The sequence below is a fragment of the Immundisolibacter sp. genome, from assembly GCF_028696615.1.
GTDB lineage: Bacteria > Pseudomonadota > Gammaproteobacteria > Immundisolibacterales > Immundisolibacteraceae > Immundisolibacter.
The window spans coordinates 6,704-8,956 of record NZ_JAQVGQ010000101.1; the positions used below are offsets into that span (position 1 = coordinate 6,704).

General features: G+C 71.5%; 2 protein-coding genes and 1 pseudogene. All 3 read right to left on the reverse strand.

The features are described from left to right. Positions 1–1,028, reverse strand: a 1,028-nt coding sequence (locus PHC73_RS08095) for a methyl-accepting chemotaxis protein (RefSeq protein WP_300126572.1), incomplete at its 3' end; no start/stop codon positions are given. A gap of 113 nt (positions 1,029–1,141) precedes the next feature. Further along, a complete protein-coding gene (locus PHC73_RS08100) occupies positions 1,142–1,945 on the reverse strand; it encodes a universal stress protein (protein ID WP_300126574.1) in 804 nt (267 codons plus the stop codon). Further along, positions 1,932–2,253: pseudogene (locus PHC73_RS08105) on the reverse strand (ATP-dependent protease); the annotation flags it as partial. The pseudogene PHC73_RS08105 and the gene PHC73_RS08100, both read right to left, overlap by 14 nt.

The following is a 2,253-nucleotide window of genomic DNA, read 5'->3' on the forward strand; positions in this document are numbered from 1 at the left end:
TTTCCGCCGGGCGGGTGCACGATGACGCCGTACCAGCCAAGGCCGCGGTAGGTTTCGTACCCCGGCGTGAGGGCGTAGCCGACGATGCGCCCGGCGGTGTCCAAGTAATGGCCGCTGGCGCCCTGGCGGGTGTCGAGCGGGAAGATTTCTTCGAGCACGCCGCGGCCGTCGGAGGCGGCGATCACGCGGTGGCGGGCATCCAGCAACAGGCAGCGGGCGTTCGCCTGGTCGTCGAGTCGCACGCCCCGGACCACGGCCTGTGCTTGCGGCGCCCAGTCGAAGAAGATGCCGAGCACGCCCAGCACCTCGCCGTGCGTGAGTCCGTCGCGACGGATGGCGGTGGCGTAGGTGGCCACCGTGGCGTTATTCAGCACGGCGTTGCGGCTGATGTCGGCGACGACGAATTCGGCGCCGCTGCCGGTGGCCAGTGCCTGGCGGAACCACGGCTCGCCCCGAATTTGGGCGCCGACTGCACCGGGATAGCGCTGTGGGCGGCCGTTGGCCAGCACCCGGCCGTGGCGGTCGGCCACCCACAGGTCGAGGTAGACGGTGTACGAGCTCAGGATCACGCCCAAGCGCCCGGCGGCGTGCTCGCAACGCTGCGGCGTGGGGTCGGCGGCGCAGTCGACCACGGCCGAGTCGGTGGCCCACCAGCGCACGTCACAGGAGCGTTCGTACAGGTTGCGGTCGATCAGGTCGATCATGTGCAGCGCCTGGTCGGCCAGACGCTGGCCCAGCAGGTCGCGTACCAGGCGGTCGCTGACCGCGGTCAAGTGGTCGACGCGCTCGGCGACATCCTGGCGCAGGTCGGCGGCGACGGCGGTGATCTGCCGCGATACCGCCGATACCTCGTTGGCTACCACGGCAAAGCCGCGGCCGGCGTCGCCGGCGCGGCTGGCTTCTATCAGGGCATTCAGCGCCAGCATCTTGGTCTGACGCGTGATCGCCTCGATCTGCGCCACCTTGGCGCTTGCGGCATCCAGCACGTCGCGCGACAGGTCGACGAGTTGCTGATCGGCATAAGACATGTGGAAGCACTCGATGGGACGATGGACGCGTGGGTCGGCGGCCGGCCCACGGCGTCACGGAAGCAACAATCGAGCCGAAATATCAGGCTGCAACTTGTCCGCTGTTCGTCCCTTCAGCGCACCAGCAGCAGTGGCCAGCCGTCGCCGAGCAGCTGTTCCACCGTCTGTGGCGCGGCCAGCGGGCTGTCGGCACTGACGATCAGGCCGCGCGCCCCGAGCGCCGGCAGGCGCCAGGCCAGCGCGCCTGGCTCGCCGCCGGCGGACAGTGCCACGCGCGGCAGCTTGGTGGCGGCCACTGGCAAATCGATGCCAACGCCGGGGGCGATCAGCAGCAGTGGTGGCGCGGGCGAGTCGCGCAGGGCGTCGGCCATGGCCAGCACGGCCGGCGCGCCGGCCGGGGTGTCGAGCACGGCGACCCAGCGTTCGCCGCGGCGCCGTCGTGGTGGCACCAGCAGCAGCGAGGTCGCCTGCGTCTGCTGCAGCGCCGCCCGCGCCAGCGAGCCGAGCCGGCGGGTGCTGGGCGCGCCACTGGGCAGGCTGGTGAGCCGGGCACTGCGCGCGGCCTCGGCGATCACCTGCGCGGCGCGTCCGCGTACCACCTGAAAGCTGTAGTCGATCCGGTGCGTCTCGGCGACCAGGGTGAGTGCCCTGCGCGCCTCGGCGGCCAGCGCCCGCCAGTACCGTTCGAGTTCGTCGGCGGTGAATGGCGCCACCCGGCCGGACTGGGCGCGTACCTGCCGCACGAACGGCAGGTCGGCGGCGTGCAGCAGGTCCTGCTCTTCCAAATACAGGCCGGCCAGGCTGGCCCGCAGCGTGGCGGCCAGGTCGGCAGCCAGCTCTAGCGCCAGCAGGCTGGCGCTAGAGGCGTCGAGCGCAACCAGCACGCGCTGGGTTTGCGGGTCTTCAGGTGTCGTCATCGCCGTTGCCCTCGCCGCCGTGCGCCAGCGCGGCGCGGATGCGCGCGTACTCGGCCAGCCGATCGGACACCAGGCCGTTGATGCTGCCGTCGGGGTAGTTGCCCTCGGCATCGGCCACGCCGGCCGGCAGCCCGGTCAGCAGCTCGATGCCCTCATCGATGGTACGCACGGCGTAGATGTGGAAGCGGCCGTCCGCCACCGCATCGCGCACGTCGGCGCGCAGCATCAGGTGCTGCACGTTCGAGGCCGGGATCAGCACGCCCTGCTCGCCGCTGAGGCCGCGCGCCAGGCAGATGTCGAAGAAGCCT